The sequence below is a fragment of the uncultured Polaribacter sp. genome, from assembly GCF_947495205.1.
In the GTDB taxonomy this organism is placed as follows: domain Bacteria; phylum Bacteroidota; class Bacteroidia; order Flavobacteriales; family Flavobacteriaceae; genus Polaribacter.
Genome location: NZ_CANLXV010000010.1, coordinates 126772 through 135049, shown reverse-complemented (window position 1 = coordinate 135049; position 8278 = coordinate 126772). Strand labels below are relative to the sequence as shown.

At 31.0% G+C, this 8278-nt stretch carries 7 protein-coding genes; 4 read left to right on the top strand and 3 right to left on the bottom strand.

What is annotated here, in order from left to right:
* Positions 1-110: 110 nt before the first annotated feature.
* The 4 genes from Q0762_RS11030 (at position 111) to Q0762_RS11015 (ending at position 3651) form a co-directional block, all read left to right on the top strand.
* A complete protein-coding gene (locus tag Q0762_RS11030; protein WP_298766889.1) occupies positions 111-374 on the top strand; it encodes a hypothetical protein in 264 nt (87 codons plus the stop codon).
* A 198-nt stretch (positions 375-572) separates the two neighbouring features.
* Positions 573-1562, top strand: coding sequence for an aspartate-semialdehyde dehydrogenase (locus Q0762_RS11025; protein WP_298766888.1), 990 nt, complete (start codon positions 573-575; stop codon positions 1560-1562).
* A gap of 107 nt (positions 1563-1669) precedes the next feature.
* Complete coding sequence (locus tag Q0762_RS11020) at positions 1670-2716, top strand: ferredoxin--NADP reductase (protein WP_298766886.1); 1047 nt, start codon at positions 1670-1672, stop codon at positions 2714-2716.
* A gap of 269 nt (positions 2717-2985) precedes the next feature.
* Positions 2986-3651 (top strand): LysE family transporter, encoded by a 666-nt coding sequence (locus Q0762_RS11015; protein WP_298766883.1) that lies wholly within the window; start codon positions 2986-2988, stop codon positions 3649-3651.
* Between the two features lie 82 nt (positions 3652-3733).
* Here Q0762_RS11015 and Q0762_RS11010 read toward each other — a convergent pair whose 3' ends face one another.
* The 3 genes from Q0762_RS11010 to Q0762_RS11000 are packed head-to-tail and all read right to left on the bottom strand — an operon-like array spanning position 3734 to position 8214.
* Entirely contained in the window at positions 3734-5584 is a 1851-nt protein-coding gene (locus tag Q0762_RS11010; protein ID WP_298766880.1) for a M1 family metallopeptidase, read from the bottom strand.
* Between the two features lie 59 nt (positions 5585-5643).
* Positions 5644-7359 carry a S8 family serine peptidase gene (locus Q0762_RS11005; RefSeq protein WP_298766878.1) on the bottom strand — a complete coding sequence of 572 codons (1716 nt, stop codon included), beginning with the start codon at positions 7357-7359 and terminating at the stop codon, positions 5644-5646.
* A 9-nt stretch (positions 7360-7368) separates the two neighbouring features.
* The gene (locus Q0762_RS11000) at positions 7369-8214 is read right to left on the bottom strand and encodes an MBL fold metallo-hydrolase (RefSeq protein WP_298766877.1); all 846 of its coding nucleotides are present in this window, start codon (positions 8212-8214) and stop codon (positions 7369-7371) included.
* Positions 8215-8278: the final 64 nt, after the last annotated feature.

The following is an 8278-nucleotide window of genomic DNA, read 5'->3' as shown; positions in this document are numbered from 1 at the left end:
TTTCAGTACTTTAATTTACTAAAAATCTATCTTTTTTGCTAATAAAATCTATCTAAATATTAATCGAACTCGGGTTTACAGTAATAACTATGTATGGTGGTGGTTTTGCAATGTTACCAGCTTTTTTAGGAGATTTATTTGGCACCAAACAATTAGGTGCAATTCATGGAATGGTATTAGCAGCTTGGGGTTTAGCAGGTGTTATAGGGCCCACAATTTATGATATTGTAAAAAAACAAACAGGTTCTTTAGATACTACTCTAATAATTTTTGCAAGCTTATTTATGGTGGCTTTGGTTGTTTCTATTTTAATGAAAATCTCTATTATAAAATCTCAAAACTTAAAAAAATTAGAATTAAAAATGGTTTCTTAGCCATAGTTTTTTTAATGAATAACTTGTTGTAGTAGTATTCAAAGCTATTTTCTATGAAAAATAGTACATTTTGTTTAAAATTAAACACCTTGAAATATATCAGTAAATTTTTTACAAAATAGCGGTCATAATTTAATTTGTATGCATCTTTGCAGTAATAAAATCAGGTTATTAAAACAAAACCTTAAAAATTAAAGTATGAAAGTAGCTGTAGTAGGAGCAACAGGAATGGTAGGAACTGTAATGTTGCAAGTTTTAGAAGAACGTAATTTACCAATAACAGAATTAATTCCTGTGGCATCTGCAAGATCTGCAGGTAAAAAATTAGCTTATAAAGGTAAAGATTATACAGTGGTAACTTTAGAAGATGCTGTAAAATTAAAACCAGATGTGGCTTTATTTTCTGCCGGTGGAGATACTTCCTTAGAATGGGCTCCAAAATTTGCAGAAGTAGGTACTACTGTTATAGATAATTCTTCTGCTTGGAGAATGGACCCAACTAAAAAATTAGTTGTTCCAGAAATTAATGGAGATGTTTTGTCTAAAGACGATAAAATTATAGCAAACCCAAATTGTTCTACAATTCAGTTGGTTGCTGCTTTATCTCCTTTACATTTAAAATATAAAATGAAACGTGTAGTAATTTCTACCTATCAATCTGTTTCTGGTACTGGTGTAAAAGCAGTGCAACAATTAGATAATGAAGAAGCTGGTATTGATGGCGAAATGGTTTATCCGCATAAAATTGGTAGAAACGCATTACCACATTGTGATGTTTTCTTAGAAAATGGCTATACCAAAGAAGAAATGAAATTGGTAAAAGAACCAAAGAAAATTTTAAGAGACGATTCTTTTTCTGTAACAGCTACTGCTGTTAGAATACCAACTGCTGGTGGCCATTCTGAAGCAGTAAACGTACAATTTGAAAACGATTTTGATTTAGCAGAAGTACGTAGCATTTTAGACCAAACACCTGGCGTTATTGTACAAGATGATTTGGCAAATAACGTATATCCAATGCCAATTAATGCGCATAATAAAGATGAAGTTTTTGTTGGACGTATTAGAAGAGATGAATCTCAAGAAAATACCTTAAATTTGTGGATAGTTGCAGACAATCTTAGAAAAGGTGCTGCTACAAACACAGTGCAAATAGCAGAATATTTAATTGAAAAGGATTTAGTGTAGTTTAAAAGATTGTACAACTTCACTTTCTTTTTTGTAAGACATTACACAAGATGTCAATGCTACTTTGTGAAGAAATCTAAAAAACAAACAATAAATAAAATTATAAAATGGCAACATTTCATAAAGTAAACATACAAGAAATAAAACAAGAAACCGCAAATGCGGTTTCTGTTGTTTTTAATATTCCTGATAATTTAAAAGAAGACTTTAAATTTACTGCAGGCCAATACATCACTTTAGAAAAAGAAATTAACGGATCACAAGTGCGTAGAGCCTATTCTATTTGTTCTACTCCGCAAAGTGGCGCGTTAAGAGTAGCCATAAAACAAGTAGAAAATGGTGTTTTTTCTACCCATGCAACCTCAGTTTTAAAAGAAGAAGATCAAATAGAAATTGCTGCGCCAGAAGGTAGATTTTTGTTAAAACCACAACCAAATAAAAATTATATTGGTTTTGCCGCAGGTTCTGGAATTACACCAATTTTATCCATGTTAAAAACAGTTTTAGAAACAGAACCAACAGCAAACTTTACGCTAGTTTATGGAAACAAAACAGTTGCAGATACTATTTTTTACACTGAATTAAATTCTTTAAAAGAAACCTATTCAGACAGGTTTAAACTACACTATATTTTTAGTAGAGAAGAAGTTAAAAATCAATTAAGAGGCAGAATAGATGAAAATGTAACCAACTATTTTGTAAAAAACATGTACAAGGAAACTTCTTTTGACGAAGCATTTTTATGCGGACCAGAAGAAATGATTAAAGAAGTTTCTAAAACACTAGCAAACCATAAAATTGCTAAAGAAAATATTCATTTCGAGTTATTTACAGTTGCTACAGATACAAAAGCTTTAGAAGAAGTTAAAGAAGGTGCAACTGCAATTACTGTTGTTTTAGATGATGAAGAAACTACCTTTACCATGCAACAAACAGATAATATTCTATCTGCCAGTTTACGAAACGATTTAGACCCACCTTACTCTTGCCAAGGCGGCGTTTGCAGCTCTTGTCTAGGAAAAGTTACAGAAGGAAAAGCAGTAATGGTAAAAAACTCTATTCTAACAGATAGCGAAATCGAAGAAGGTTTGGTGCTAACATGTCAAGCACATCCTACAACATCAAAAGTTACCATAGATTTTGATGATGTTTAAAATGTAATTAAATTGGGTAACTACTTGTTTTTGAATTTTTTAGAAAAAAAACAATTGAATTTTTAATATTTATTTAAAAAAGTAAATAATAACTATCACTAGTTTTATTTGGGCGTTTTAACGGGCTTTACACTACAATCTTTTGCCTTAAAAAAGGCAAAAGGATTTCCATTGCAATCCCTAACGCAAATTTTGCGAACAACAAACTTGTTACAAACCCGCACATTTTCCCCTTTTGTAATTCTTATGGAATCAATTATCTTTAACAAATGGATATTTACGATTTTAAAAACGCATTTCTAATTGGCTTTTTTATGGCATTTATGATTGGTCCTGTGTTTTTTATGCTCATACAAACCAGTATTTTAAAAGGTGCAAGAGCAGCCATAGCTTTTGATTTAGGCGTAATTTTAGGAGATGTTTCTTTTATTTTAATTGCCTATTATGGCAGTAGATCTTTATTAGAAAAAATTAAAGACGATCCTAGACTTTTTTTTATAGGTGGCTTAGTATTAATTATTTACGGCTTAATTACTTATTTTGATAAACAAAACAGAAAAGAAGCTTTAGAATCTGCAAAAATTCCAGATTTACCCGTGCAAAACAATTACATAAAACTTTTTTTTAAAGGATATTTTTTAAACTTTATCAATGTTGGGGTTTTAGCAGGTTGGTTGGGTATTGTAGTAGTTGTGGGGCCAACTTTAAACATGAATCCTACCAGTATTTTCTGGTATTTTGCTGTAGTAATTTTAGCTTATGCCATAACCGATTTAGGCAAAATTCTATTAGCCAAACAACTTAAAAAGAAAATGACACCTTTAGTAATTTACAGATTAAAAAGAATAATGGGTATTATCTTAATAGTTTGTGGTGTTTTTTTAATGCTAAAAGGTTTTATACCTAATGATAAAATTGAACAGTTAATGCAGTAGTTTTTTAACTTTCTATAAAAAACAAAAAATCTCATAATCTTATAATTATGAGGTTTTTTATATTACAAACAGATTAGTTGTTTTATTTAGTTTCTAAATAATTATTATCAACATTAATATCTGCCATTAAATTGCTTTTATCAATAACCACAGATTTTATAGTTTTATTAGCTTTAAAAGAGTAAACAGGGTTTGCCCAAGCCCAATCTTTTAGAACTGTTGCTTTAGTTGGTTTGTTACCACGCATTATTCTTAATGGAATATTAAAGTTTTCTATAGAACCATCTGTATAGGTTACTTCTAAATCTATAGGCATTGGCATTTGCCCAATTCGTTCTAAAGTAATGGTGTTGTTATTTATAGCTTTAATGCCATAGTCTATGGTGTGTAAAGTTTGTGTCCATTCATTTAAATACCAATCTAAATGAATTCCAGATACTTTTTCCATAGAACGTTTTACATCATTTGGTGTTGGGTGCTTAAAACTAAAATCTGCAAAATATTTTTTTAATCCTTTAGCGGTATTTTCTGCACCAATTATATATTCTAATTGTGCTAAAAACATACTTCCTTTGCCATAACTTGCAAAACTATATCCTCTATTGGTGTTGTATCTGTCTGCATGCGTAGTTAACACTTCTTCTGTGCCAGAATTCACCATATAATTGTAGGCTCTGTATGGTCCTGCATTTGGATTTTTATCATTTTTATCACTAATTGCTGCCATGGCTTTACCAGAAATATAGCTTGTAAAACCCTCATCCATCCATGGGTGTTTGCTTTCATTTGTAGCTAATAAAAATTGAAACCAAGTATGCGCCAATTCATGAGCAGTAACACCTAAAAGACTACCAAACTTACGTTTTCCGGTAATTAATGTAGACATCGCATATTCCATACCACCATCTCCACCTTGTATTACAGAATATTGCTTGTAAGGATATTGCCCAATGTTTTCAGAAAAATAGGTCATTAATTCAGCTGTTTTTGGCTGTAAATTTTTCCAATTTTGCAGGTATTCTTCGTTTAAATTCTTTTTATATAAGAAATGTAAATCAATACCATTTTTCATGGTTAAAACGTCATGCTTATATTCTGGATCTGCAGCCCACATAAAATCATGCACATTTGGCGCTTTAAAGTGCCAAGTTAATTTATCTGTATTTGGCACATTTAAAGGTTTCGATTTGTCTTCATAACCATGCCCAATTTCTTGTGCATTTTGTAAATATCCTGTTCCACCAACGGTGTAATTTTTATCAATAGAAATTTTAACATCAAAATTACCCCAAACCGCATGAAATTCTCTGGCAATATAAGGTGGTGTATGCCAACCTTCAAAATCGTATTCTGCCATTTTTGGATACCATTGAGACATAGAAAGTGCTACACCTTCTTTACTGTCTCTTCCAGATCGTCTTACTTGTAAAGGTACTTGAGCATCAAAAACCATATCTAAAGTTACACTTTCTCCAGATTTTATAGGTTTGTTTAAGGTTACTTCTAAAATAGTACCAACTGTTTCAAATTTTACAGCAGCACCATTTTGTTTTAATGAGTTTACTTTTATGTAACCAATTTCATCTGCATTTAGTTTGCTTATTCTATCTCTAACTCTTGGATCTGGATCTTTAATATTTAAAGACCTTATATCCATTTGAGAACCTGGTTGAAAAGCATTAAAGTATAAATGATAATATACTTTGTTTAATTCGTCTGGAGAATTGTTGGTATATATTGCTTGCTGCGTTCCTTTATATTGATGTTTTTCTGCATCAACATCAATATGCATTGTATAATCTATATGCTGTTGCCAATAGGTTGTAAAAGAAGTGTTTTTAGATGTTTTAGAAACATAACTATTAGCATCCTTTGCATTTGCACAAGCAAACAACAAGATTAAAGAAAAAATTGATAGAAATATTTTTTTCATGTTTTAAGGTTTAGTTTAAAATAAAAAACAGCAGTAAATTACTGCTGTTTCTTTTCTTTTTATTTTTTTGCGTTTGCAATTCTATCTGCCATAACTAGGGCATTATAAGCATTTACAATTCTACCAGAAACCGATAAATCTGCAAAAGGCACTTTTTCTCCTTCAGGATTTTCTCTGCTTTGAGAACCTGGTTTTATAACATCAAAATTTATTTTAATACCAGAATTCATTAAAATATGTTTTACTTGGCTTGCAGATAATTGTGGGTAATAAGAACGCACTAATGCTGCAACACCTGCTGCAGAAGGTGCAGCCATAGAAGTACCACTATTTGGTGTATATTCATCTTTTGGCATGGTTGCATAAATATCTACTCCTGGAGCAAAAAGATCTACATTTAGTTTACCATAATTAGAAAAAGTAGCGGGTAAGTTTTCATTATAATTTAAACTCATTGCACCAATACTTAATACATTGTCTGAAAATTCATTTACTAAATCTTTAGAGTCGTTTGGGTAAGTTTCTTCTACATCTATATTTTTACCATCATTACCAGCTGCATTTACAATTAAAACATCATTTTTAGCGGCATATTTAATTGCATCGTAAACCCATTCTTTATTTGGTGAATATGCTTTACCAAAACTTGTGTTAATTATTTTTGCGCCATTATCTACAGCATAACGTATGCCTAAAGCAACATCTTTGTCGTGTTCATCTCCATCTGGCACAACACGTACAGCCATAATTTTAACATTATTTGCAACGCCATTTACGCCTTTGTTGTTGTTTCTAGAAGCAGCTACAATACCAGCAACGTGCGTACCATGGCTTTCTAAATCTTTATTACCAATTACGTTGTTATTTCCATAGTATTTATCATTTATGTCATACAAATCATCTGGAAAAGATTGACGAAGATTAAACTCTAAATCGTAGCTTTTACCCGCTTCTTTAGAAGTTTTATAATCCATTAGCTGTTTTTTATAAGCTAACAACTCTTTTTCTGATGCACCTCTATTTAACAACCCTTTTAAATTTGTTATTTTAGAAGCTAAAACAGGATCACTAGTGTTGGCATTATTTAAATCTTCTACAGTAAAAGTATCTTTTTTCAAAAATGCTTTTACGTCTTTAAACATTTGTTCTATTACATTTAATCTTTCTGCTGTTTGATTTAAATTTACTAATTCTTGTTCATGAGCCTCTACAGATTTGGTAAATTTTTCTTTCAATTTTAAATACTGCTCAAACTCGGCTTTATCTTCTTTAGAAATTTCAGAGGCTTTTTTATCGCCAAATTTATCCATTCCATTTTTAACAATTCGTGTAATTTCTAGCTGATCTGCATTTACAATTGCGCCGTCTTTAGTTCCAAGAAAATTCCAACCATGAATATCGTCTACATAGCCATTTTTATCATCATCTATATTATTACCAGCAATTTCTTTAGCATTTACCCAAGCTACGTTTTTTAAGTCTTCATGTTCTACATCTACGCCAGAATCTGCAATGGCAACAATAACGTTTGTACCTGTTTTATCTTCTAAAAATTGATATGCTTTGGCAATACTCATTCCAGGAATAGAGTCTGTAGCCAAATCCATATGACTCCAAGTATGCAACTCTTCTTCTGTTAAAACTCCTTTTTTAGCAGGAATATTAATTACGGTTTCGTTTCCTGCAGGAACAGGAATTGTAGCTATTGACGATTTACAACTTGCAAGTAATACACCTGCAACAGCTGTATAGAAAAATGGTTTTATGATGTTCATTGGTTTTAATTAATTAAAAATATCTGAAAATTTATGTGTGTTTTTTAAGCGAACTCCTTTTTCTGTATGATGCACGGTACATAATTCATGATGCGCATCATGCTCTAAAAAAAGATAATAATTATTGTCTGCGGCTAAATTTAAAAAGCTTTCTTTTTCTTTTATGGTTAATAATGGTCTGGTATCATAACCCATAACATAAGGCAAAGGAATATGACCAATTGTGGGTAACAAATCTGCCATAAAAACAACAGTTTTGCCTTGGTATGTTATCTTTGGAAGCATTTGTTTTTCTGTGTGACCATCCATAAATAAAATATCAAAATCTAATTGATTTTTATAATTTTCATTTATAAAATTTAATTGGCCACTTTTTTGAATTGGCTGTATGTTTTCTTTTAAAAATGATGCTTTTTCGCGCGCATTTGGTACTGTTGCCCATTGCCAGTGTTTTTCATTAGACCAAAATTTGGCATTTTTAAAAGCAGGTTGTAAAAATGTTTTTTGAGCATTAAATTCTATTGCGCCTCCACAATGATCAAAATGCAAATGTGTTAGAAAAACATCGGTAATATCATCTTTATGAAAACCGTGTTTTTTTAATGAAGATGTTAAGGAAAAATCTCCAAATAAGTAATAGTAACCAAAAAATTTATCAGATTGTTTAGCACCTAAACCAGTATCTATAAGAATTAGTCTATCGCCATCTTCTATAAGCATGCAACGCATACTCATGTCTATTAAATTATTGGCGTCTGCAGGATTGGTTTTTTGCCAGATTGTTTTTGGTACAACACCAAACATTGCGCCACCGTCTAGTTTAAAATTTCCTGTTTCTATAGGATAAATCTTCATAATCACAAAAATGCAGAAAAAACTACAGTTTTGTGTTAATAAAGTTCTAAAGATTTTGTCTTTT